Origin of the sequence: Streptomyces sp. NPDC005551, from assembly GCF_042871785.1 — a bacterium.
Classification (GTDB): domain Bacteria; phylum Actinomycetota; class Actinomycetes; order Streptomycetales; family Streptomycetaceae; genus Streptomyces.
The window spans coordinates 295,122-318,297 of the sequence record NZ_JBIAJE010000006.1 but is presented as its reverse complement, the minus strand read 5'-3'; the positions used below and the strand labels follow the sequence as shown (position 1 = coordinate 318,297).

21 protein-coding genes and 1 riboswitch are annotated in these 23,176 nt (G+C 70.4%); of the genes, 13 read left to right on the top strand and 8 right to left on the bottom strand.

What is annotated here, in order from left to right; all coding sequences use genetic code 11:
* Positions 1 to 37: 37 nt before the first annotated feature.
* The 3 genes from ACFYP4_RS19480 to ACFYP4_RS19470 all read left to right on the top strand — a co-directional run bounded on the left by ACFYP4_RS19480 (position 38) and on the right by ACFYP4_RS19470 (position 2,064).
* The gene (locus ACFYP4_RS19480; RefSeq protein ID WP_358852710.1) at positions 38 to 298 is read left to right on the top strand and encodes a UBP-type zinc finger domain-containing protein; all 261 of its coding nucleotides are present in this window, start codon (positions 38 to 40) and stop codon (positions 296 to 298) included.
* A 258-nt stretch (positions 299 to 556) separates the two neighbouring features.
* On the top strand, positions 557 to 970 hold the full coding sequence (locus ACFYP4_RS19475) for an anti-sigma regulatory factor (RefSeq protein WP_121405906.1): 414 nt from the start codon (positions 557 to 559) through the stop codon (positions 968 to 970).
* Positions 967 to 2,064 (top strand): RNA polymerase sigma factor SigF, encoded by a 1,098-nt coding sequence (locus ACFYP4_RS19470; RefSeq protein ID WP_358852709.1) that lies wholly within the window; start codon positions 967 to 969, stop codon positions 2,062 to 2,064. Before ACFYP4_RS19475 ends, ACFYP4_RS19470 begins: the two co-directional genes overlap by 4 nt.
* A gap of 81 nt (positions 2,065 to 2,145) precedes the next feature.
* Here ACFYP4_RS19470 and ACFYP4_RS19465 read toward each other — a convergent pair whose 3' ends face one another.
* Positions 2,146 to 2,619 carry a hypothetical protein gene (locus tag ACFYP4_RS19465; protein WP_358852708.1) on the bottom strand — a complete coding sequence of 158 codons (474 nt, stop codon included), beginning with the start codon at positions 2,617 to 2,619 and terminating at the stop codon, positions 2,146 to 2,148.
* A 146-nt stretch (positions 2,620 to 2,765) separates the two neighbouring features.
* Between ACFYP4_RS19465 and ACFYP4_RS19460 the strand changes: the two genes are divergently transcribed.
* Both ACFYP4_RS19460 and ACFYP4_RS19455 read left to right on the top strand, forming a co-directional pair.
* The gene (locus tag ACFYP4_RS19460) at positions 2,766 to 3,734 is read left to right on the top strand and encodes a diacylglycerol kinase family protein (protein ID WP_358852707.1); all 969 of its coding nucleotides are present in this window, start codon (positions 2,766 to 2,768) and stop codon (positions 3,732 to 3,734) included.
* Between the two features lie 318 nt (positions 3,735 to 4,052).
* A complete protein-coding gene (locus ACFYP4_RS19455) occupies positions 4,053 to 4,310 on the top strand; it encodes a WhiB family transcriptional regulator (RefSeq protein WP_016639615.1) in 258 nt (85 codons plus the stop codon).
* 248 nt (positions 4,311 to 4,558) lie between these two features.
* On the opposite strand, the gene ACFYP4_RS19450 is transcribed toward ACFYP4_RS19455, so the two are convergent.
* Together ACFYP4_RS19450 and ACFYP4_RS19445 are read right to left on the bottom strand one after the other, a co-directional pair.
* Positions 4,559 to 6,025, bottom strand: coding sequence for a PAS domain-containing sensor histidine kinase (locus ACFYP4_RS19450; RefSeq protein ID WP_358852764.1), 1,467 nt, complete (start codon positions 6,023 to 6,025; stop codon positions 4,559 to 4,561).
* Between the two features lie 546 nt (positions 6,026 to 6,571).
* Positions 6,572 to 7,330, bottom strand: coding sequence for a TetR/AcrR family transcriptional regulator (locus tag ACFYP4_RS19445; protein ID WP_388786507.1), 759 nt, complete (start codon positions 7,328 to 7,330; stop codon positions 6,572 to 6,574).
* A gap of 97 nt (positions 7,331 to 7,427) precedes the next feature.
* Here ACFYP4_RS19445 and ACFYP4_RS19440 point away from each other — a divergent pair, with 97 nt between their 5' ends.
* Positions 7,428 to 8,180 (top strand): SDR family oxidoreductase, encoded by a 753-nt coding sequence (locus ACFYP4_RS19440; protein ID WP_358852705.1) that lies wholly within the window; start codon positions 7,428 to 7,430, stop codon positions 8,178 to 8,180.
* 488 nt (positions 8,181 to 8,668) lie between these two features.
* Positions 8,669 to 9,454, top strand: coding sequence for a glucosamine-6-phosphate deaminase (gene nagB / locus ACFYP4_RS19435; RefSeq protein ID WP_388786504.1), 786 nt, complete (start codon positions 8,669 to 8,671; stop codon positions 9,452 to 9,454).
* Positions 9,455 to 10,291: 837 nt separating this feature from the next.
* On the opposite strand, the gene ACFYP4_RS19430 is transcribed toward nagB, so the two are convergent.
* From ACFYP4_RS19430 to ACFYP4_RS19415, 4 genes are all read right to left on the bottom strand, one after another.
* On the bottom strand, positions 10,292 to 11,905 hold the full coding sequence (locus tag ACFYP4_RS19430) for a glycoside hydrolase family 3 protein (protein ID WP_388786501.1): 1,614 nt from the start codon (positions 11,903 to 11,905) through the stop codon (positions 10,292 to 10,294).
* Positions 11,906 to 11,914: 9 nt separating this feature from the next.
* Positions 11,915 to 12,802, bottom strand: coding sequence for a carbohydrate ABC transporter permease (locus ACFYP4_RS19425; RefSeq protein WP_388786498.1), 888 nt, complete (start codon positions 12,800 to 12,802; stop codon positions 11,915 to 11,917).
* Complete coding sequence (locus tag ACFYP4_RS19420) at positions 12,799 to 13,788, bottom strand: sugar ABC transporter permease (protein WP_358852702.1); 990 nt, start codon at positions 13,786 to 13,788, stop codon at positions 12,799 to 12,801. The genes ACFYP4_RS19425 and ACFYP4_RS19420 overlap by 4 nt, the downstream gene beginning before the upstream one ends.
* Positions 13,789 to 14,054: 266 nt before the next feature.
* Positions 14,055 to 15,341, bottom strand: a complete 1,287-nt coding sequence (locus ACFYP4_RS19415) for an extracellular solute-binding protein (protein ID WP_388786495.1) — start codon at positions 15,339 to 15,341, stop codon at positions 14,055 to 14,057.
* Between the two features lie 418 nt (positions 15,342 to 15,759).
* On the opposite strand from ACFYP4_RS19415, the gene ACFYP4_RS19410 reads away from it, so the two are divergent.
* The 6 genes from ACFYP4_RS19410 (at position 15,760) to ACFYP4_RS19385 (ending at position 22,968) form a co-directional block, all read left to right on the top strand.
* Positions 15,760 to 16,524 (top strand): GntR family transcriptional regulator, encoded by a 765-nt coding sequence (locus ACFYP4_RS19410; RefSeq protein ID WP_388786492.1) that lies wholly within the window; start codon positions 15,760 to 15,762, stop codon positions 16,522 to 16,524.
* Between the two features lie 256 nt (positions 16,525 to 16,780).
* On the top strand, positions 16,781 to 17,044 hold the full coding sequence (locus ACFYP4_RS19405) for a DUF3311 domain-containing protein (RefSeq protein WP_358852699.1): 264 nt from the start codon (positions 16,781 to 16,783) through the stop codon (positions 17,042 to 17,044).
* Positions 17,041 to 18,651 carry a monocarboxylate uptake permease MctP gene (gene mctP, locus ACFYP4_RS19400; protein ID WP_358852698.1) on the top strand — a complete coding sequence of 537 codons (1,611 nt, stop codon included), beginning with the start codon at positions 17,041 to 17,043 and terminating at the stop codon, positions 18,649 to 18,651. Before ACFYP4_RS19405 ends, mctP begins: the two co-directional genes overlap by 4 nt.
* A gap of 76 nt (positions 18,652 to 18,727) precedes the next feature.
* Positions 18,728 to 19,240: a GNAT family N-acetyltransferase gene (locus tag ACFYP4_RS19395; protein ID WP_388786488.1), complete on the top strand. Its 513-nt coding sequence runs from the start codon at positions 18,728 to 18,730 to the stop codon at positions 19,238 to 19,240.
* Positions 19,241 to 19,301: 61 nt separating this feature from the next.
* A riboswitch (cobalamin riboswitch) is annotated at positions 19,302 to 19,464 on the top strand.
* Between the two features lie 127 nt (positions 19,465 to 19,591).
* Positions 19,592 to 21,955: a ribonucleoside-diphosphate reductase subunit alpha gene (locus ACFYP4_RS19390; RefSeq protein WP_388786485.1), complete on the top strand. Its 2,364-nt coding sequence runs from the start codon at positions 19,592 to 19,594 to the stop codon at positions 21,953 to 21,955.
* Positions 21,955 to 22,968, top strand: coding sequence for a ribonucleotide-diphosphate reductase subunit beta (locus ACFYP4_RS19385; RefSeq protein WP_388786482.1), 1,014 nt, complete (start codon positions 21,955 to 21,957; stop codon positions 22,966 to 22,968). Before ACFYP4_RS19390 ends, ACFYP4_RS19385 begins: the two co-directional genes overlap by 1 nt.
* On the opposite strand, the gene ACFYP4_RS19380 is transcribed toward ACFYP4_RS19385, so the two are convergent.
* The gene (locus ACFYP4_RS19380) at positions 22,881 to 23,114 is read right to left on the bottom strand and encodes a hypothetical protein (RefSeq protein WP_358850133.1); all 234 of its coding nucleotides are present in this window, start codon (positions 23,112 to 23,114) and stop codon (positions 22,881 to 22,883) included. The two genes, ACFYP4_RS19385 and ACFYP4_RS19380, sit on opposite strands and share 88 nt — an antisense overlap.
* Positions 23,115 to 23,176: the final 62 nt, after the last annotated feature.

The following is a 23,176-nucleotide window of genomic DNA, read 5'->3' as shown; positions in this document are numbered from 1 at the left end:
GCGCGGCTTCCCGCACACCCGTCGTAACCTGGCAATCATGAAACAGTGCACGCACGCCGACGCGCTGCCGCACCCCGAGCCCGCGGCCCTCAGCGAAACCTGTACCGAGTGCCTGGCCGCCGGTACCCACCCCGTGCAGCTGCGCCAGTGTCTGATCTGCGGCCACGTCGGCTGCTGCGACTCCTCACCGCTGCGGCACGCCACGGAGCACTTCAAGGAGAGCGGCCACCCGCTGATGCGTACGCTCGAGACCGGCGAGGACTGGCGTTGGTGCTTCGTCGATCACGTACTCGTGTGACCCTGGACCCGGACGGTTCGACGGTCTGACGCCTGGGTACGTCAACCCGGCGCGCGCTCTTCCTATTTGGGGCCGCAGACCTCTAGCCACTGTGCGTACTCATGTGCTTACTATGAGTGACAGCACGGGGGCGGGGCCCCCGGGACAGGGGACTTGGGAGCGCGATAGCGTCACCGCTGAACCACGTATCGGTCATCGCGTTACTCCGGGGGGTCACCCTCGGCCCCTGAAAGAGCTTGTACCACCTTGGAGGTGAGGGTGTCCCAGATCGCAGGCGAGCCCGCGACCCAGGACTTCGTAGAAGTCCGGCTGCCGGCTGCGGGTGCCTACCTGTCGGTGCTGCGTACGGCCACGGCCGGACTCGCGGCGCGTTTGGACTTCACCCTCGACGAGATCGAGGACCTCCGCATCGCGGTCGACGAGGCCTGCGCGATCCTGCTGCAGCAGGCCGTCCCCGGCTCGGTGCTGAGCTGTGTCTTCCGCCTCGTCGACGACTCGCTGGAGGTCACCGTCTCGGCTCCGACCACGGACGGTCACGCCCCCTCGCGGGACACGTTCGCCTGGACCGTCCTCTCGGCCCTCGCGGGCCAGGTGGACTCCTCCGTCGCCGAGGACAAGACCGTTTCGATCAGTCTCTACAAGAAGCGCGGCGCGGGACCCGGGCCGGCGTGAGGAACGGGGACGGGCCGGTGCGGGACGAGAAGCGCGGCACACGGGAACTTCCCCCCGAGGGCACCCGCGGCCCCGGCGGGCCGAGGCCCCTGGCGGACGGCGTCGACGGCATTCCCGAGCAGGCCCGGCCGCATCCGGAGGACGAGACCGCCCCGGCGGCGGTCCCGGCTTCCCGGCACGGGGGTCCGTCCGTCCCGGACGCGTCCGAAGCCGTGGGGGAAGAGCCGAGAGCTCGGGGAATGGTGACGGGCGGGACTATGAGCGAGCACGAGCGAAACGCGGAGCAGAGCGTGCAGGGCGCGCAGCACGGGCCGAGCGCCCAGCACACGCAGCACGACCCCCAGGACCGCAGCGGGGCCCGGCTGATGTTCATCGAACTGCGCAAGCTGAGCGACAGCAGTGCCGAGTACGCGGAGCTGCGCAACCAGCTGGTCCGCATGCACCTGCCGCTCGTCGAGCACCTCGCGCGCCGCTTCCGCAACCGCGGCGAGCCGTTGGACGACCTGACCCAGGTCGCCACCATCGGTCTCATCAAGTCGGTGGACCGCTTCGACCCGGAGCGCGGCGTCGAGTTCTCCACGTACGCGACGCCGACCGTCGTCGGGGAGATCAAGCGGCACTTCCGCGACAAGGGCTGGGCGGTGCGGGTGCCGCGGCGCCTGCAGGAGCTGCGCCTCGCGCTGACCACGGCGACCGCCGAGCTGTCGCAGCAGCACGGCCGCTCCCCCACGGTCCACGAGCTCGCCGAGAGGCTCGCCATCTCGGAGGAGGAGGTCCTGGAGGGCCTGGAGTCCGCCAACGCGTACTCCACGCTGTCCCTGGACGTCCCGGACACGGACGACGAGTCCCCGGCCGTGGCGGACACCCTCGGCGCCGAGGACGAGGCCCTCGAAGGGGTCGAGTACCGCGAGTCCCTGAAGCCGCTGCTCGAGGACCTCCCGCCCCGAGAAAAGCGGATTCTGCTCCTTCGCTTCTTTGGCAACATGACCCAGTCGCAGATCGCGCAGGAGGTGGGCATCTCCCAGATGCACGTCTCGCGCCTGCTGGCCCGCACCCTGGCCCAGCTCCGGGAGAAGCTCCTCGTCGAGGAGTAGCCCGCCGGGGAGCAGTCCGCCGGGGAGCAGTCCGAAAGAGGCGTCGCGAAGAGCGTCAGGTGTGGTGGGCGGCCGAGCCGCTCACTTCCCGTCCGGCCCGCGGCCCGGTCCGCGGATCCCGAGGGCTCGCGTGGTCGAGGAATTCACGAGCAGCACCAGCGCCGTGACCGCGACGACCGCAAGAGCGATCCCGGCCGGGATGGCGGCACTGTCGGCCTGGAGCAGGTTGTAGGCCACCGGCAGCGCCAGGACCTGCGTGATCACCGCCGGACCCCGGCTCCAGCTGCGGCGCAGCAGCAGCCCGCGCGCGGCCAGCAGCGGCAGCAGCGCGAGGACGATCAGCGTGACGCCTCCGGTGACGGCCTGCCGGCGGTCGTCCGCGTCACCGGTGAGACCGAGGACGAGGATGTAGACGCCCCCCGCCACCAGCGCGAGGCCTTCCAGCGCGGCCAGTGCCGCGGCGGCGGTCACCCGCCCGGGACGAGGTTCGGCGGTGGCGACGTCGGAGGCGGTCTTCTGCTCAGGAGTCACCTCTGCAGGGTAGCCCGGGGCCATCCACCGCCGAGGAGTCCGGGTCCGGGCTCCGACCCCCGGCGCACGCCGGCCCCGGCCCGCCCCATGTGCGCGCCGGCACCCCGAACCCTCACCGGATCCCCACCTCGGTCTGGGGTGAGTACCACCCAGTAGGTACGCTGCATCGCATGCGTGCACTTCTCGTGGTCAATCCGGCGGCAACCACCACCAGCGCGCGCACGCGTGACGTACTGATCCACGCGCTGGCCAGCGAGGTGAAGCTGGAGGCGGTCACCACCGAGTACCGCGGGCACGCCCGGGACCTCGGCCGGCAGGCCGCGGAGAGCAAGGACATCGACCTGGTCGTGGCCCTCGGTGGCGACGGCACGGTCAACGAGGTCGTGAACGGCCTGCTCCACCACGGCCCCGACCCGGACCGCCTCCCCCGTCTCGCGGTGGTGCCGGGCGGCTCCACCAATGTCTTCGCCCGCGCCCTCGGCCTGCCGAACCACGCGGTCGAGGCGACGGGCGCCCTGCTGGACGCCCTGCGCGAGCGCCGGGAGCGCACGGTCGGGCTGGGCCTGGCCGCCGGCACGCCGGGCACCGAGGACGAGGCGGCACCGTCCCGCTGGTTCACGTTCTGCGCGGGGCTCGGCTTCGACGCGGGCGTGGTCGGGCGGGTCGAACAACAGCGCGAGCGCGGTCGGCGCTCCACTCACGCGCTGTATCTGCGCCAGGTCGCACGGCAGTTTCTGGACGAACCGCACCGCCGACACGGGACCATCACACTGGAGCGCCCCGGGCAGGACCCGATCACCGATCTCGTCCTGTCCATCATCTGCAATACCGCGCCCTGGACGTTTCTCGGCAATCGTCCGGTGTACGCGTCACCTAAGGCCTCGTTCGATACCGGGCTCGACGTACTCGCTCTCAGCCGCATGTCCACGGCCTCGGTTGCCCGGTATGCCACGCAGTTGCTCCGTTCGTCCCCCGAGCGGGGACCCCAGGGCAAGCACGCCGTCTCCCTGCATGACCTGACGGACTTCACCTTGCATTCCAAGGTGCCGCTCCCCCTGCAGATGGACGGCGACCACCTAGGGCTGCGTACGAGCGTGACGTTCACAGGCGTACGCCGTGCACTGCGTGTGATTGTGTGAGTGGAAGGGCCCAAAGTCCTTTCACTCGAACGTTTAGGCCAGGGTCCACCCCATGGAAGTACGGCTGTGACCTAGTCGACACCGAGGAATCAAAAAAAACTTTCCGGAAGGGGTTGTATCCGCCGCTGAGGTTTGCGAGTCTCTACGTGGCGCTCGGGGCGGCCCGCAACACCGGCCCCCACAGAGAGTCCGAACCCCTCCTCAATCCACAGGACCACGTCAGTCCGTCTGACGCTCGGCCCTTCACTTGTTGAGGGATTCGTGAAAGCGTTCACATTCACAAGCACCTGCATGTAATACCAAGGAGAGGTAGCAGCCATGGACTGGCGTCACAACGCCGTTTGCCGCGAGGAAGACCCCGAGCTCTTCTTCCCCATCGGCAACACCGGTCCTGCGCTGCTGCAGATCGAGGAAGCCAAGGCCGTCTGCCGTCGCTGCCCGGTAATGGAGCAGTGTCTGCAGTGGGCGCTCGAGTCCGGCCAGGACTCCGGCGTCTGGGGTGGTCTCAGCGAGGACGAGCGTCGCGCAATGAAGCGCCGCGCCGCCCGCAACCGGGCTCGTCAGGCCTCCGCCTGATTCCCCACCCCGTAACAGCCTGAGCTTGGCGGCGCGTACAGCGAGTACGCATCTCCCGCCCCCGAGCCGCAGCGCGCAGTACCCCCGATGCGCATAGCAACGAGCTTTAGCCCCGGACCGGTTTTCCTGGTCCGGGGCTCACTGCTGTTGGGCCCCCGGCGGCTGGGCCGCTTCTCCCCCGGGCTCGCCGGATCGCCCCGTACGCGTGTGCTGTTCGCGTAAGCGACGAGTGAAGAGACTGTGCCGGGTTATTTGTTGGCCTGCACCGGCACGTCCAGGATCACCTGGGTCCCGCGCTCCGGGGCCGGGACCATGTCGAACGTGCCGCCCAACTCGCCCTCCACCAGCGTCCGTACGATCTGCAGTCCCAGGTTGCCCGAGCTGTGCGGGTCGAAGCCGTCCGGCAGGCCGACCCCGTCGTCCTGGACGGTGACCAGGAGGCGCGGCTCCTTGCTGGTGCCGCCACGGATCGCCGAGACCTCGACCGTGCCCCGGTCGCCCTCGCGGAAGCCGTGCTCCAGGGCGTTCTGGAGGATCTCGGTGAGCACCATGGACAGCGGCGTCGCGACCTCGGCGTCCAGGATCCCGAAGCGGCCCGTGCGCCGGCCGACGACCTTGCCGGGCGAGATCTCCGCGACCATCGCCAGCACCCGGTCGGCGATCTCGTCGAACTCCACCCGCTCGTCCAGGTTCTGCGAGAGCGTCTCGTGCACGATCGCAATGGAACCGACCCGGCGGACGGCTTCTTCGAGCGCCTCGCGGCCCTCCTCGGAACCGATGCGGCGGGCCTGGAGCCGCAGAAGCGCCGCCACCGTCTGGAGGTTGTTCTTCACCCGGTGGTGGATCTCCCGGATGGTGGCGTCCTTGGTGATCAACTCGCGCTCGCGGCGGCGCAGTTCGGTGACGTCACGCAACAGGACCAGTGAACCGACGCGGGTGCCCTTCGGTTTGAGCGGGATCGCGCGCAGCTGGATCACACCGTCGCTGCTCTCGATCTCGAACTCGCGCGGCGCCCAGCCGCTCGCGACCTTCGCCAGCGCCTCGTCCACCGGGCCGCGGGACGGGGCGAGTTCGGCGGTGGTCACCCCGAGGTTGTGACCCACCAAGTCGGAGGCCAGACCCAGCCGGTGGTAGGCGGACAGGGCGTTCGGGGACGCGTACTGGACGATGCCCTCCGCGTCCAGGCGGATCAGCCCGTCGCCCACCCGGGGCGAGGCGTCCATGTCGACCTGCTGGTTCGGGAACGGGAAGGAACCGGCGGCGATCATCTGGGCGAGGTCGGAGGCGCTCTGGAGATACGTGAGCTCGAGCCGGCTCGGCGTGCGCACCGTGAGGAGGTTGGTGTTGCGGGCGATCACTCCCAGTACCCGGCCCTCCCTGCGGACGGGGATGGACTCCACCCGCACCGGGACCTCCTCGCGCCACTCGGGGTCGCCCTCGCGCACAATCCGCCCCTCGTCGAGCGCGGCGTCCAGCATGGGGCGGCGGCCGCGCGGCACGAGATGGCCGACCATGTCGTCCTGGTACGACGTCGGGCCGGTGTTGGGCCGCATCTGGGCGACGGAGACGTACCGCGTGCCGTCCCGGGTGGGGACCCACAGGACGAGGTCGGCGAAGGAGAGGTCGGAGAGCAACTGCCACTCCGAGACCAGCAGATGCAGCCACTCGAGGTCGGAGTCGCCGAGGGCCGTGTGCTGGCGTACGAGGTCGTTCATGGAGGGCACGTGTGCGAGCGTACCCGGCGTATACGACAGGTCCCGAAAACGGATGTCCGTACGGGCCCGGTCAGGATGCCGGGCGGATGGATCACGCAGGCTTCACGCGGTCGGACACCCAGGTCTCCGGGGGACCGGTCGGGCCGGGCGGAAGTGCGGACCCCTGGGGCGTCCCCGCCCCGGAAACACCCGCGGGCCGCGGCGCCTGGGAGGGACCCTCAACCCTCCCGGCACCGCAGCCCGGAGCAACAACGGCCACGGGGTGTGCGGTCCCGATCGGCCGAAGGAGAGGAGCCGGAGCAGTCAGGGCAGAGAGCACCGGTTCCTCGGTCCGCCTTCCTGTGCGGGGAAGACGGAGGCTTGGCATTCACATGCTGTCACGTCGATGACGGAGGCTTTACCACGCATTGTGGACTAGACCATGCTCCTGCGTCCATGTGTCGCTGTCCATGCGTCGGCGGACGTTCGTCGCTGTCTCTTTTTCCGACATCTTCCGATGACCTACACGCAGAGTAGCCCGCCCGGGTTCAGTCGGGGGAGCGGATCTCACGAGCTCGGCCAGATTGCCATGGCGAGATCGGCGAGCGCTTCGAGTTCCTCCCGGCTCGCGCCGTCCCTGGCCTGCTGGGACATGCCCTGGATCATGGCTCCGGCGTACCGGGCCAGGGCGGCGGCGTCGGTGTCCGCGGGGAGTTCGCCGGCCGCCATCCCGGCCCTGATCCGGCTCTCGATGGCGGCGAGGTTGGCGTTGCGCCGGTCCCGCAGCGACCGCTCCACCTCGGGCGACGTGCAGTTGGTCGCCGCGTGGATCACGAGGCAACCGTGCGGGTGGTCCGGATCGGTGTACTCCACGGCGGCCTCGCGCAGCGTCCGCCCGACGGCACCGCGGGCGGTGGGCTCCTCGGCGAGGGCGCGCTCGGCGAACGATCCGTACCTGGTCCCGTACGCGCGCACGACCTCCTCGAACAGTGACCTCTTGTCGCCGAACGCCGCGTAGAGGCTCGGGGCTCCGATGCCCATCACGCGGGTGAGGTCCGAGACGGAGGTGCCCTCGTAGCCGTGCTCCCAGAAGGCGAGGATCGCCTTCTCCAGAGCGGTCTCACGGTCGAAGGAACGGGGACGGCCCCGCTGCTTGCCCGGGGGCGGGACGGGGGCCTTCCCCTCGACCGGGGTCACCCTTTCGGCCGGGGTGGATTTCCCGGCCGGGGTCGCCCCCTCGGCCGGGGTCCTGTCCTCGGCCTGGGCGTTGGCCACCGTCCCGCCCTCGGGCCCGACCAGCGGCCCGGTCTGCTGCCTGCTCACCATGGAGTGGATTTTATAGCGGGTGCTAGAGAAATGTCGGCGGGCTGGTGTACGGTTTTTTGTGTAGCGACCGATACACAAATGGGGAAGGGGTGCCGGCATGGGCGTGCTCACGGGCAGGACGGCTCTCGTCACGGGCGGCAGCAGGGGCATCGGGCGGGGCATCGCGGAACGGCTCGGCCGGGACGGCGCGCGGGTGGCCGTGCACTACGGGAGCAACGAGGCGGCGGCGAAGGAGACGGTGGCCGCGATTCAGGCGGCGGGCGGATCGGCGTTCTCCCTGAGGGCGGAGCTGGGCGTGCCGGGGGACGCGGAGGCGCTCTGGGCGGCCTTCGACCGGCAGGCGGAAGGACTGGACATCCTGGTGAACAACGCCGGGATCGGCACGTCGAGTCCGTTCGACCTGATCGAGGAGGCGGAGTTCGACCGGGTCTTCGCGGTCAACGTGAAGGCGCCCCATTTCGTCACCCGGCTGGGGGCGTCCCGGCTGCGGGACGGCGGGCGGGTCGTCAACATCTCCTCGGGCCTCGCACGCACCGCGGTGATGCCGGACAAGATGGCGTACGCCATGACGAAGGCCGCCCTGGACGTCTTCACGCGCGACCTGTCCAAGCTGCTCGGCCCCCGCGGCATCACGGTGAACACGGTCGCCCCCGGAATCGTCGACACCGACCACACCTCCGACTGGCTCCGCTCGAGCGACGAGGCGTGGGCGCAGGCCGCCTCGATATCGGCACTGGGCCGGGTGGGCTCGCCGGGGGACGTGGCCGACGTGGTGGCATTCCTCGCCTCGGACGAGGGGCGATGGGTGACGGGGCACTGGATGGACGCGACGGGGGGTTCGCTGACGTAAGGACTGCGAGAGGCGGCGCGTCCGGCTGCGGCGGGCCGGGGCGGAGCCGGCGGCGACGAGTGGAGTTCGGGGCCGGGAAGGGGGTGAGAGCTCGGGGTGTGAGGCGGAGGCGTGGGACCGGCCGTGACCGGGGACACGGGCGCGGCGCCGGGGTGGGGACCCCGGTTCCGGGGCGCAGAGCAAGCGGGGCGCTCGGACGAGGCCCTCGGCGCGGGGAGCATGGCGCGGTGCCGGAAGGGGGCCTCGGCTCGGGGTGCGGGGGTGGCGCCGGAAGAGGCCCTGGCGCGGGGTGCAGGGGTGGCGCCGGGGAGCGGCTGCGGCTCCGGTCGTGCAGGGCGGCGGCCGGGCGGCGCCGTGGGTGCGGTCGACGGCGGACGGTGGCGCGTTCCGCGCGACTCCGGCACGGGGGCTCTGCTAGATTGGTCTATACCACATGTGTCCCCCTTCGGGTTCCAGTTGAGTCCCCTCTCCAGATCGGCAGGCCCAGCGTGGAAGTTGTCATCGTCCCGGACGCCAAGGCGGGCGGCGAGCTCATCGCCGAGGCCATGGCGGAGCTGCTCCGGCGCAAGCCCGACGCCCTGCTCGGCGTGGCCACCGGTTCCACCCCGCTGCCCATCTACGAAGCGCTCGCGGCCAAGGCGGGGTCGGGTGCCGTGGACGCCTCGCGGGCGCGGATCGCCCAGCTCGACGAGTACGTGGGGCTGCCGGCCGAGCACCCCGAGTCCTACCGGTCGGTGTTGCGGCGCGAGGTCCTGGAGCCGCTCGGTCTGGGCATGGACGCGTTCATGGGGCCGGACGGCACCGCCGAGGACGTCCAGGCCGCGTGCGGTGCGTACGACAGGGCGCTGGCCGCGGCCGGTGGCGTCGATCTCCAGTTGCTCGGGATCGGGACGGACGGGCACATCGGGTTCAACGAGCCCTGCTCCTCGCTCGCCTCGCGGACCCGGATCAAGACGCTGACCGAGCAGACCCGGGTCGACAACGCCCGCTTCTTCGGGGGCGACATCGAGCAGGTCCCGCACCACGTCATCACCCAGGGCATCGGCACGATCCTGGAGGCGCGCCATCTGGTGCTGCTCGCGACGGGCGAGGGCAAGGCCGACGCGGTCGCGGCGACGGTGGAGGGACCGGTCGCCGCGGTGTGTCCGGCGTCGGCGCTCCAGCTGCACCCGCACGCCACGGTTGTCGTGGACGACGCGGCGGCCTCCAAGCTGAAGCTCGCGGACTACTTCCGCCACACCTTCGCGAACAAGCCGTCCTGGCAGGGGATCTGACCGATCCCGCCCGCCCGGTCCGCCCGACGAAGGCAGTCGGCCAGGACGACGGTGCCCGGTCCACCGGGTCGACCGGCCGGTACGTCGGCCCAGCGGGCGGGGCGGGGCGGGCTGACGTGAGCAGCTCCGCCCCCTTCCGGTACGTACGTGCGTCCCGGCCGCCCCGACCATGCAGACCGACCCGAGCCGCGCCGTCGGCCTGAACACCCCCGGCGGGTACGGGAACCCGAGCGCGGGCCGGGGCCGCCGTGCGACGGGGCCTGGGCCGACCTGAACTCGTCCAGCCGACCCGGAGACCGTCGGCGGGTACGGCCGATCCCAGCACCCCCGGCCGGGTACGGCCCCAACCGAGCACCTCCGGCGAGGTACGGCCCCACCGAGCGCCCTGCCGGGTACGGCTGACCCGAGCACCCGCAGTGGGTGCGGTCGGCCCCAGCACCCTCGGCGGGTACGGCCAACCGGGGCGCCCTCGGTGGGTACGGCCGACCCGAGCGCCTTGCCGGGTATAGCCGACGCGAGTCTCCGGACCGTGTCGCATGTCTGAGCGGTCGGCTGGTCCCGCGCTCCCCCGCGGGCTGCGATAACCCCGCCGGGCGGCACATCCTCCGGCTCACCGGCTCACCGGCTCACCGGCCCTCGACCTGGCGGGCGTCGTCAGGCTGTCGTGGGCGACGACGGCCGCCCGGGCCCAGGGGTCGCCCGCATGCACCCGGCCCGACAGCCCCACCCGGTTCGGCCCGCTCCCCTCCCCCACCGCGACAGAGGCGCCGGTCCCCCTTTTGCGAGGGGCCCGACGCCTTCCGTCCCGGCTTCGCGTGGCGTGTGCGGGGGTCGGGCTCACGCCCCGGCGATGACCTCCGCCGCGGCACGGCCGCATACTCTCGCCGCTCCGTGGGTCGCGATGTGCAGCGCGCCCCGGGGGGCCGCCTGGGGGACGCCCATCTCGACGACGATCGTGTCGGGGCGGGCGGCCAGGAGGGCGTCGAGCGCCGTGGTCATCCACGGGTGGCGGTGTTCATCGCGCACGACGGCGACGACGCGGCGCGGGCCCGCCGCGCTGAGGGCGGCGGCACCCGCGTCCTCGCCGGAGAAGCTGCCCGTCTCCGTGCCGGGCAGCAGCTGTGCGAGTTCGGCCGCGACGCCCCAGGGGGTCTCGTCGCCGACGGCGATGTTCGCGACCGGGGCCAGCGCGGCGACGTAGGGCGCCTCGGCGAGCGGGGCGTACGTGCCGGACCGGGTCACCGTGAGCGCGCGCCGGGCGGCGACGAGCCCGACCTCGGCGAGGACCTCGACGCCGGACGAGCCTCCCGGGCGTCCGGTGCCGGATCCGCCGGCCTCTCCGGCCGACCCGGAGTCCGCGCCCGACACGAGGTCCACGCCCGAGACGGAGTTCCCGCCCGGCGTGTAGTCCGCGCCCGGCGTGGAGTCCGTGCTCGCGGCCGCGGCCGTCCACCGCGCCAGTGCACGGACCCGGGCCGCCGCGTCCGCGAGGCGTTCTTCGGGGAGTTCGCCCGCGCGGACCGCGGCGACCAGGGCGTCGCGCAGGCGGCGGACCGTCTCGTCGTCCGCGAGGCCGCCGCCGACGCAGATCGCGTCGGCACCGGCGGCGATCGCGAGGACGCTGCCCCGTTCGATGCCGTAGGTCGCGGCGATGGCCTGCATCTCCATGCCGTCGGTGACGATCAGCCCCTCGTAGCCGAGTTCCTCGCGGAGCAGCCCGGTGAGGATGCGGCGGGAGAGCGTGGCGGGGCGGTCGGGATCCAGCGCCGGTACCAGGATGTGCGCGCTCATGACCGCCCGGCTGCCCGCGGCGATCGCGGCGCGGAACGGGACGAGTTCGCGGGCCTGGAGCACCGGCAGTCCGGCGTCGATGCGCGGCAGCGCGTGGTGCGAGTCGACCGCGGTGTCGCCGTGCCCCGGGAAGTGCTTGGTGCAGGCCGCGACGCCCGCGGCCTGCAGACCGGTGACGTACGCGGCGGTGTGCCGGGCGACCAGGTCGGTGTCGGCGCCGAAAGAGCGCACGCCGATGACCGGGTTGTCGGGATTGGAGTTCACGTCGGCGGACGGGGCCCAGTTGAGGTTGACGCCGCAGACGGCCAGGCGGCGGCCGAGCGCGAGGGCCACTTCCCTGGTCAGCTCGACGTCGTCCACCGCGCCGAGCGCGTGGTTGCCGGGGTAGGAGGATCCGGTGCGCACTTCGAGCCGGGTGACGTCACCGCCCTCCTCGTCGATCGCGACCAGCACGTCGTCGCATTCGGCGCGCAACTGGGCGGTGAGGGAGGTGAGTTGTCGGGGCGAGGCGATGTTGCGGCCGAACAGGCCGACCGACGTGAGGCCTTCGCCGAGCCTGCGCAGCAGCCAGTCGGGCGCGCTGGTCCCGGTGAACCCGGGCTGCAGCACGGCGAGTGCGTCGCGCGTGAGCGTGTCGGTACCACTGGCGAGTGTCGTCATCGGGTGGCGTTATCCCTTCACGGCGCCCGCGGTCAGCCCCGCGGCCATTTTGCGCTGGACGATGAGGAAGAGGACGACGATCGGCACGGCCATCATCGTGGAACCGGCCATCATCGGGGCGTACTCGGTGCCGTGCTTGGTGGTGAAGTTGCCGAGCCAGACCGTGGCGGTCTGGTTCTTCTGACTCATGAGCATCAGGGCGTAGAGGTATTCGTTCCAGGCCTGGATGAAGCCGTAGACCGAGGTGGCGACCATGCCGGGGGCCAGCAGCGGGAAGACGACGCGGACGAAGGCGCCGGTGCGGGAGCAGCCGTCGACCATCGCGGCCTCCTCCAGTTCCCTCGGGATGTTGACGATGAAGCCGCGCAGCGTCCACACCGTGAAGGGAAGGATGAACGTCAGGTAGGTGATGATCAGACCGGTGAGCTTGTCGTACTGTCCGAGGTCGTTCAGCAGCAGGAAGACCGGGATGATCATGGCGACGAGCGGGACCATCTGGACCGCCAGGATGCCGACGATCACGATCTTGCGGCCGCGGAAGGCGAACCGGGAGATGGCGAGCGCGGCCAGCATGCCGACCACGATGCCGATCAGCACCACCGCCAGCGAGACGATCAGGCTGCGGGCCACCGGCCCCCAGAAGTCGGCGATGTCGAGCGCCCGGCTGAAGTTGTCGAGCGTGAGTGCCGTGGGCAGCAGGCTCGGGTCCGGGTCGATGGCGTCCTTCGCCGGCTTGAACGCCGTGTTGAGCATCCAGTAGACGGGGAAGCCCGCGGTGACGAAGACGAACAGGCCGAGCAGGTTCCAGCCGAGCTTCGACCTGCGCGGCCGGGAGGCGGCGGGGGCCGTGGCCGGCTTGCGCGGCCGGGAGGTGCCGGGAGCCGTGGTCGTGGTCACTCGACCTCTCCGATCTTGAGCATCTGGCGCATGTAGACGGCGACGACACCGAGCAGCAGGAGCACGGTGAGCAGGGCGATCGCCGACCCCTGCGCGTAGTCGTTGACCACGAAGGCGCGGTCGTACGAGTACGTGGTGAGCAGTTGGAACTCGGCCTCGGGGTGGCCGCCGCGCATCACGAAGACCTGCGGGAAGACGCCCATGTCCCAGATGACGGAGAGCGTCGTGAGCATCACGATGATCGGCTTGAGGATCGGCAGCGTGACGTACCGGAAGACGCCCCACGCCCCCGCTCCGTCGAGCCGCGCCGCCTCCTCCAGTTCCTTGGGCACCTGGGTGAGGCCCGCACTGAGCGTGATGACGACGAACGGCACCGCCCCCCACACCACCAGCAGCATGATCACGGCCAGGCCCTGGGGGCCGCTGGCGAACCAGTTGTGGCCGATCATGTCGACGCCGGGGAGCTTGCTTAGCACCGCGTTGAAGACGCCGTAGTCGGAGTCGAAGAGCCATTTGAAGACGGTGGTGGCCACGATGATGGGCATGCCCCAGCTGGCCACCAGCGCGATGTTGATGAGCGTCTTCACCCAGCCGGAGACCCGTTGCAGGAGCAGCGCGATCAGCATGCCGATGACCATCGTGAAGACGACGGCCCCGCCGGCGAAGACGATCGTGCGGACGACGACCGCCCAGAACTCCTCGTCCCCGAGCACCTTGGCGAAGTTGTCGAAGCCGACCGACTCGGCCGGCTTGAAGCCCCACAGCTGGGACTGCCCGAACTCCTGGAAGGACAGGGTGACCAGGCGGACGAGGGGGTAGCCGAGCACCAGGACGAGGACCAGCAGGCAGGGGGCGAGCAGGGCCCAGGGGACGGCTGCCCCCTCGGAGGTCCGCTTCCGGCGTGGTCTCTCCACCGGCGGGGCGGGTGGTGGTGGCGACTGCCGCGTCGGCGGCACTTTGGCAGTGGTCGTATCAGCGGCACTCATCCGCGCGCTCCTCAGCGGTCCCTCGGGTCGTACGGGCGGCGGGCCCCGTCCCCGACCGGGTCGTACAGGTCGTACGGGAGGCGGGCCCCCCGGCTCCCGGCCCGGTCCGCGGGAGGTGTCCCCGCCGCCGGCCGGGCCGGTACAGGTCGTACGGGAGGCGCGCCCCGTCCCTCACCGGCCCGCGGTTCGTACGGGGAGCGGGCCCCGCCTCCCGGCAGGGTCGTACGGCAGGCGGGGCCCCGTAGGCAACGGGGCCCCGCCTCGGGTCACTTGGTGTTGATGACCTTGTCGATCTTGGCGTCCGCTTCCTTCGCGGCGGCCTCGACCGACTTCTTGCCGGTGCCGATGTTCTGCAGCATGGTCTGCAGGACCTGGGCCTTCTCGACCTGGCCCCAGCCGGGTGCCATCGGGACGAACCAGTTGCTCTCGGCCGCGGTGGCCGGGACCGCGGTCTTCGGGTCGCTCTTCAGCGTCGCGAGGTCGGTCTTGTTGTTCGGCAGGTTGCCCTTGCCGATCAGACCCTTCTGGCCCTCGGCGCCGGTGAGGGCGTTGATCCACTCGGCGGCGAGTTCCTGGGCGCCGGACTTCACCGGGACGGCGAGGTCGGAACCGCCGAGGAAGACGGGGAGGTTCTTGCCGGACGGGCCGGGGACCACGAAGTTCTCGAGGTTGCCCTTGAGCTTGCCGGTCTTGTCGTTCTTCGGGTCCTCGGAGGTCGCGCCCTCCCAGGCGGCACCGAAGATCATGCCGGACTTGCCCTGGCCGTAGACGATGTAGCGGTCCGACTCGTCCTTGGTCTTGTCGGCGTGCATGTACTTGTCGACGACCGACTTGAAGGCCTTGAGGCCCTTGACCGACTCGGGAGAGGAGAGGTTGGCCTTCCACTCGCCGCCGGACTCGACGGCGATGGAGCCGCCGGCGTCGTAGACGAAGGACATGGCGGCGTACCAGTCGCGGGTGGGCTGGTACCAGGCGCTGAACTTGTCGCCCTGCTTCTTCTGGATCTTGTCCAGGTCGGCGGTGAGTTCCTTGTAGGTCTTCGGCGTGGACTTGACGCCGGACGCGGCGGCGATGTCCTTGCGCCAGTTGCCGACGCGGCCACCGGCGTAGTAAGGAACGCCGTAGGTCTTGCCGTCGTAGGTGACGGAGGCCTTGAGGCCGTCCAGCCAGGCGTCCGAGTTGTCGAACTTCGACGCGTCGACGGGAGCGAAGGCGCCCTTGACCATGTAGCCGAGCATCTCGGTGTTGCCCATCTCGACCACGTCGGGGGCCTTGTCCGTGGCGAGGACGGCGTCGAGCTTGGCGTTCTTGTCGGGCCAGCCGTAGTACTCGTGGTTGATCTTGACGCCGGGGTGCTTCTTCTTGACCGCGGCGTCGGCGGCCTTCACCAGCTCGGGCCAGTTGTTCTGCGCGTCCACCGTCAGCCAGACGGTGAGCTCCTTGGCCTCCGCGCCGCCCTTGCCGCCCCCGGAGTCCTTGTCACTGTCCCCGCACGCCGCGATGGAAACCATCATGCCCGCGATACCGATCGCGGCTATCAGCTTGCGCTTCACGCCACCCTCCTCAGGGATGTCATAACCCCCCTGCCCACCGCGGTGACCTGTGACGAGTACTGCCCGTGGGGCCGGGACCTGGACCAATGGTGTAGACCAGTACCGGGAGCTTGGCCTAGACCTAGAGGGGTGTCAAGGGTGCGGAAGTCCCGCTCGGCCTCCGTTACGGGACCGACATATGCAGGGACCTTTCATTGCTCAAGTGGCAAGTCGGACAGGGGGGTTGCGGCCGCACGAACCGGGCGCCACGCGCACCGCCCCGGCGCGATGGACTAGACCAACACGAAACCCCGACGGTATATAGAGGGGATCACGCAGCGTGCGGGGGCCTCTCACGCACCGAGCCGTGCCACGATGTGAGCCGTGACCGATCGGACAGGGTCGGTCGCTTCGGCATCCGGAGCCGGGAAGGCAGAGCATGAGCACCGACGTCAGCAGTGCGGAGAACGAGGGTGGGGCGCCCATCCGTACCGCGCGCGTGCCCAAGTACTACCGTCTGAAGAAGCACCTGCTCGATATGACGGAGACGCTGCCGCCCGGCACGCCGGTGCCGCCGGAGCGCACCCTCGCCGCCGAGTTCGACACCTCCCGCACGACCGTGCGCCAGGCGCTGCAGGAACTCGTCGTCGAGGGCCGGCTGGAACGCATCCAGGGCAAGGGCACCTTCGTCGCGAAGCCGAAGGTCTCGCAGGCCCTCCAACTCACCTCGTACACCGAGGACATGCGCGCCCAGGGCCTGGAACCCACCTCGCAGCTCCTGGACATCGGCTACATCACGGCGGACGAGACGCTCGCCGGGCTGCTCCACATCAACGCGGGCGGGCGCGTGCTGCGCATCGAGCGGCTGCGGCTGGCGAGCGGCGAGCCGATGGCGATCGAGACGACCCACCTGTCCGCCAAGCGCTTCCCCGCCCTGCGGCGTTCGCTCGCCAAGTACACCTCTCTCTACACCGCGCTCGCCGAGGTGTACGACGTCCACCTCGCCGAGGCCGAGGAGACCATCGAGACCTCACTGGCCACCCCGCGCGAGGCCGGGCTGCTCGGCACCGACGTCGGGCTGCCCATGCTGATGCTCTCCCGCCACTCGCTGGACAGGACCGGCCAACCGGTGGAGTGGGTCCGCTCGGTGTACCGGGGCGACCGGTACAAGTTCGTGGCCCGCCTCAAGCGCCCGGTGGACTGACCGGCGGCTCGACGCGGGCGCCTTCACCGGTGCACAAGAAGCCAGCGGCTCGACGCGGGCCCCTCACCGGTGCGCAAAAAGCACCGGCTCGACGAGGCGCCCTCACCGGTGCGCAAAAAGCCCCCTCCGGGCGTTTACCCACCGGGAACCCGCTGGTGGGGACCGATATGCGGACGGGGGGTTCCGTGCGCCTGACACCGTCGCCTAGATTGCCTGCGCGTTGCACAGGTGATCAGCGAGGGGACGGAGCCGCCGAATGTCAGATGTGCCCGAAGTGAAGCCACCGGTGGTGACACCGGTCCGTGTGGTGATCGCCCTTTGTCTCGTCGCACCCTTCGTGGCGATGCTCTGGGTCGGCTCGTACGCGAAGACCGACCCGACGTTCATCGGGATCCCCTTCTTCTACTGGTACCAGATGCTGTGGGTGCTCGTCTCCACGCTGCTCACGATGACCGCGTACCAGCTCTGGCGGCGTGACCAGCGCGGCCGTACGCCCAGGGACGGGGGTGCGTCGAAGTGAAGGACGGCGTGAACGGAGTCGCCCTCGGCGTCTTCGTCTTCTTCTTCGTGGCCGTCACGGTCATGGGCTTCCTCGCCGCACGCTGGCGCAAGGCCGAGGTCGAGCACAGCCTCGACGAATGGGGCCTGGGCGGACGGTCGTTCGGCACCTGGGTGACCTGGTTCCTGCTCGGCGGCGACCTCTACACGGCGTACACCTTCGTCGCCGTACCCGCGGCGATCTACGCGGCGGGCGCGGCCGGCTTCTTCGCCGTGCCGTACACCATCCTCGTCTACCCGCTGATCTTCACGTTCCTGCCGCGACTGTGGTCGGTCTCGCACAAGCACGGCTATGTGACGACGTCGGACTTCGTGCGCGGGCGCTTCGGCTCCAAGGGGCTGTCGCTGGCGGTGGCCGTCACCGGCATCCTCGCCACGATGCCCTACATCGCGCTGCAACTCGTCGGCATCCAGGCGGTGCTGGACGTGATGGGCGTCGGCGGCGGTGAGGACACCAACTGGTTCGTGAAGGACCTGCCGCTACTCATCGCGTTCGGCGTGCTGGCCGCGTACACGTACTCGTCGGGCCTGCGGGCACCCGCCCTGATCGCGTTCGTGAAGGACACCCTGATCTACATCGTGATCGCGGTGGCCATCATCTACATACCCATCAAGCTCGGCGGGTTCGACGAGATCTTCAAGGCGGCGGGCGACAAGTACACGGCCGCGGGCGCGGGCGGCATCGTGCCCGCCGAGGCCGGCCAGTGGACGTACGCCACGCTCGCCCTCGGTTCGGCACTGGCGCTGTTCATGTACCCGCACTCGATCACCGCGACGCTGTCCAGCCGCAGCCGTGAGGTGATCCGGCGCAACACCACGATCCTGCCGCTGTACTCGCTGATGCTCGGCCTGCTCGCCCTGCTCGGGTTCATGGCCATCGCGGCCGGGGTGAAGGTGGAGAACGGGCAGCTGGCGATCCCGCAGCTCTTCGAGACGATGTTCCCCGACTGGTTCGCGGGTGTGGCCTTCGCGGCCATCGGCATCGGCGCGCTGGTGCCTGCGGCGATCATGTCCATCGCCGCGGCGAACCTGTTCACCCGCAACATCTACAAGGACTTCATCAAGCCGGACGCCACACCGAAGCAGGAGACCCAGGTCTCCAAGCTGGTCTCACTGCTGGTGAAGGTGGGTGCGCTGGCCTTCGTCCTCACCATGGACAAGACCGTCGCGATCAACTTCCAGCTGCTGGGCGGCATCTGGATTTTGCAGACCTTCCCGGCGCTCGTCGGCGGTCTGTTCACCCGGTGGTTCCACCGCTGGGCGCTCCTCGCGGGCTGGGCGGTCGGCATGGCCTACGGCACCCTCGCCGCGTACGGGGTCGCCTCCCCGACGCAGAAGCACTTCGGCGGCAGCTCCAAGGAGATCCCCGGCATCGGGGAGATCGGCTACATCGGTCTGACGGCCTTCGTGCTGAACGTCGTGGTGACGGTGGTGCTCACCTTCGCCCTGCGCGCGGCGAAGGCCCCCGACGGCGTGGACGAGACCTCGCCCGCGGACTACACGGCGGACGCCGGGGACCCGGGTGTCCGGACGGAACTCCCGGTGGCCACGGCGGACGTCGCCCACTGAGTCCCGCGCACCGGACGACGGGCCGCCGGGGAGAACCGGCGGCCCGTCGTCGTCCGTTTCCGGCAGACTCGGCCGCATGGACATCCTCATCAGACGGGCCCGGCCCGAGGAGTACGAGACGCTCGGGGAGATCACCGCGCAGGCGTATCTCGGGGACGGCCTGCTCGACTTCGGGGAGAGCGACGGCTACCTGGTGCACTTGCGGGACGTCGAGCGGCGCGCCGCCGCGGCCGAGGTCCTGGTCGCCGTCGACCGGCAGGGCACGGTGCTCGGCGGCGTGACCCATGTGCCATCGGCGGGCAGCGCACTGGCCGAACTCGCGGGCCCCGGCGAGGCCGAGATCCGCATGCTCGCGGTCGCCCGTGAGGCGCGTGGAAGAGGCGCCGGAGAGGCCCTGGTGCGGGCGTGCATCGACCGCGCACGGGCCACGGAGGGCTGTTTCCGCGTCGTGCTCTCCACCCAGCGCACCATGCGCGCCGCCCACCGCGTCTACGAGCGGCTCGGTTTCACCCGGGCCCCCGCGCGCGACTGGAACCCGCTCCCGGACCTCGACGACATCCTGCTGCTGACGTACGAGCTGACGCTCTGACAGCGGGGGAGGCGACGGCGGCCTGCCCGCCGACTGCCACCCTCCGGAGCCGACACGGCACAACATGTGGGGGCGTGTCGGCGGCCCGGCACAAGATGTATGCTCATGCTCGCTGTCGCCGCAGGGGAATCCGGTGCGAATCCGGAACTGTCCCGCAACGGTGTACTTGTGCGCGTTCGCGCACACGGTCAGTCCGAGGACCTGCCGGCAGTGCGCCCGGTCCGTCCGGTCCGGGTGCCCAGACGTCCGGGCCTCGTGGAATGGGCCGGTGGACGCACGCGTACCCGTGCGGGACGACGTGTGCCCCGCTGCCCTCCCGAAGGCCCCGTGCCGAGCGAGGGAGAGCCCCACGTGACCATCGCGCCAGCCGATCCGGCGACACCGCCCGCGACATCGGCCGAGCCGGACGGTCCCGGTGCCGCGCTGCTGCGGACCCTGACCGACCTCACCGCCGACCTCCCCGACGCCGACCCCGGCAAGGTCGCCGCCGCCGCGCTGCGCGGCCGGTCCGCGCGGGCGGACGAGGCGGAGCTGCGCGAACTGGCCACCGAGGCCGCGGCGGGACTCATCTCCGAGGACCCGGTCTACTCACGCCTGGCCGCGCGGCTGCTGACGATCAGCATCGCCGCCGAGGCCGCCTCGCAGGGCGTCACGTCCTTCTCCGGTTCCGTCGCCGTCGGGCACCGGGAGGGACTGATCGCGGACCGCACCGCCGAGTTCGTCCGCCTGCACGCGGCACGCCTCGACGCGCTCGTCGACGTCGCGGGCGACGACCGCTTCGGTTACTTCGGCCTGCGCACCCTGCACAGCCGCTATCTGCTCCGGCACCCGATCACCCGGCGCGTGATCGAGACCCCGCAGTTCTTCATGCTGCGCGTCGCCTCCGGCCTCGCCGAGGACGACACCTCCCGCGCCGTCGACGAAGTGGCCGCGCTCTACGGTCTGATGAGCCGGCTCGACTATCTCCCCTCCTCCCCCACGCTGTTCAACTCCGGCACCCGCCACCCGCAGATGTCGTCCTGCTACCTCCTCGACTCCCCGCTGGACGAGCTGGACTCCCTCTACGACCGCTACCACCAGGTGGCCCGCCTCTCGAAGCACGCCGGCGGCATCGGCCTGTCCTACTCCCGCATCCGCTCCCGCGGTTCGCTGATCCGCGGCACGAACGGTCACTCCAACGGAATCGTGCCGTTCCTGAAGACGCTGGACGCCTCGGTCGCCGCGGTCAACCAGGGCGGCCGGCGTAAGGGCGCGGCCGCGGTGTACCTGGAGACCTGGCACTCCGACATCGAGGAGTTCCTGGAGCTGCGCGACAACACCGGTGAGGACGCCCGCCGGACGCACAATCTCAACCTCGCGCACTGGATCCCCGACGAGTTCATGCGCCGGGTCGACGCGAACGGCGTCTGGTCGCTGTTCTCGCCGTCCGACGTGCCCGAGCTGGTCGACCTGTGGGGCGAGGAGTTCGACGCCGCGTACCGCCGGGCCGAGGAGGCGGGGCTGGCCAGGAAGACGATCCCCGCCCGCGACCTGTACGGCCGGATGATGCGCACCCTGGCGCAGACCGGCAACGGCTGGATGACGTTCAAGGACGCCGCCAACCGCACCGCCAACCAGACGGCGGAGCCGGGCCACACCGTCCACTCCTCGAACCTGTGCACCGAGATCCTGGAGGTCACGAACGACGGGGAGACCGCGGTCTGCAACCTCGGCTCGGTCAACCTCGGCGCCTTCGTCGTCGACGGGGACATCGACTGGGAGCGGCTGGACGAGACCGTCCGCACGGCGGTGACCTTCCTCGACCGGGTCGTCGACATCAACTTCTACCCGACCGAACAGGCGGGCCGCTCCAACGCCCGGTGGCGCCCGGTGGGCCTCGGCGCGATGGGCCTTCAGGACGTCTTCTTCAAACTGCGGCTGCCCTTCGACTCCGCCGCCGCCAAGCAGCTCTCCACCCGGATCGCCGAACGCGTCATGCTGGCCGCCTACGAGGCGTCCGCGGACCTCGCCGAGCGCAACGGCCCGCTCCCCGCCTGGGAGAAGACCCGCACCGCCCGCGGTGTCCTGCACCCGGACCACTACGCCGTGGAGCCGGTCTGGCCGGAGCGCTGGGCGGCCCTGCGGGAGCGGATCGCTGCCGTCGGCATGCGCAACTCGCTGCTGCTCGCCATCGCGCCGACCGCGACGATCGCTTCCATCGCGGGTGTCTACGAGTGCATCGAGCCCCAGGTCTCCAACCTGTTCAAGCGCGAGACGCTGTCCGGTGAGTTCCTCCAGGTCAACTCCTACCTGGTGGAGGAGCTGAAGCGGCTCGGCGTGTGGGACGCGCAGACCCGGGAGGCGCTGCGCGAGGCGAACGGCTCGGTGCAGGGCCTCACCCGGGTGCCGCGGGAAGTGCGGGACCTGTACCGCACGGCCTGGGAGATCCCGCAGCGCGCGCTGATCGACATGGCCGCCGCCCGGACTCCGTACCTGGACCAGGCCCAGTCGCTGAACCTGTTCCTGGAGACGCCGACCATCGGCAAGCTCTCCTCGATGTACGCGTACGCCTGGAAGTCGGGCCTGAAGACGACGTACTACCTGCGCTCGCGTCCGGCGACCCGCATCGCCCGCGCCGCCCGGGCGCAGACCCCCGTCCCCGTGCAGGCGGTCCCCGACGAGGACGCCGTCGCCTGCTCCCTTGAGAACCCCGAGTCCTGCGAGGCCTGCCAGTGATGTCCAGCGAGACCAAGAACCTGCTCGACCCGGGTTTCGAGCTGACGCTCCGCCCGATGCGCTACCCGGACTTCTACGAGCGCTACCGGGACGCGATCAAGAACACCTGGACCGTCGAGGAGGTCGACCTCCATTCGGACGTCGCCGACCTGGCGAAGCTGTCGCAGGGCGAGCAGCACATGATCGGCCGCCTCGTCGCGTTCTTCGCGACGGGTGACTCGATCGTCGCGAACAACCTGGTGCTGACGCTGTACAAGCACATCAACTCCCCGGAGGCGCGGCTGTACCTCTCGCGCCAGCTGTTCGAGGAGGCCGTGCACGTGCAGTTCTACCTGACGCTGCTCGACACGTATCTGCCGGACCCGGAGGACCGCGCCGCGGCCTTCGACGCCGTCGAGAGCATCCTGTCCATCCGCGAGAAGGCCGGGTTCTGCTTCAAGTGGATGGACTCGGTCGAGAAGCTGGACCGGCTGGAGTCGAAGGCCGACCGGCGGCGCTTCCTGCTGAACCTGATCTGCTTCGCCGCGTGCATCGAGGGGCTGTTCTTCTACGGCGCCTTCGCGTACGTCTACTGGTTCCGCAGCCGGGGTCTCCTGCACGGCCTCGCGACCGGCACCAACTGGGTGTTCCGCGACGAGACGATGCACATGTCCTTCGCCTTCGAGGTGGTCGACACGGTCCGCAAGGAGGAGCCGGAACTCTTCGACGACCGGCTCGAGGAGCAGGTCACCGACATGCTGCGGGAGGCCGTCGAGGCCGAGCTGCAGTTCGCGCGCGACCTGTGCGGTGACGGCCTCCCGGGGATGAACACGGACTCGATGCGGCAGTACCTGGAGTGCGTCGCCGACCAGCGCCTCGCGCGTCTCGGCTTCGCCCCGGTGTACGGCTCGGAGAACCCGTTCTCCTTCATGGAGCTCCAGGGTGTTCAGGAGCTGACCAACTTCTTCGAGCGCCGTCCCTCGGCGTACCAGGTGGCGGTGGAGGGCTCGGTCGGCTTCGACGAGGACTTCTGAGTCACGGCGGCGGCGCCTCGGGCGGCCCTCAGCTCCCGGTCGACGCGCCACTCCCGGCGCAGCCCGATCAGTGAGGGCAGGGCCAGGACGAGGAAGATCCCGAGGACGGTCAGCAGGGCGACGGTGGTGTTCACGAATGTCTCCATGAACACCACTGTCGCGCCGATCGCGACCCCGGGTCAGTGGCAGGACTGCCGTGGAACCTCGA